This window comes from Bradyrhizobium sp. Kon69 (genome assembly GCF_055807515.1).
Genome location: NZ_JBVVOS010000371.1, coordinates 1 through 267 on the forward strand (window position 1 = coordinate 1; position 267 = coordinate 267).

1 protein-coding gene is annotated in these 267 nt (G+C 63.3%); it reads left to right on the top strand.

What is annotated here, in order from left to right; all coding sequences use genetic code 11:
* On the top strand, positions 1–267 hold a 267-nt coding region (locus tag AC0L3U_RS39490), incomplete at both ends, for a response regulator (protein WP_473365133.1).

Below are 267 nucleotides of genomic sequence, written 5' to 3' on the forward strand. Positions count from 1 at the left end.
CCGACAGCGCCAATATTCTGGAAGCCTATCTGCAGCGGGACGGCTTTGAGGTGGCATTGGCCGAAGACGGCCAGCGCGGTCTCGACCTGCACAAGAGCTGGCGGCCCGACCTGATACTGCTGGATGTGATGCTGCCGCGCCTGAGTGGCATCGAGGTGTTGTCCGCCGTACGTCGCAGCAGCGACACGCCGGTGATCATGGTCACGGCCATGGGCGACGAGCCGGAAAAACTGGGTGCCTTGCGTTATGGCGCCGACGACTATGTGG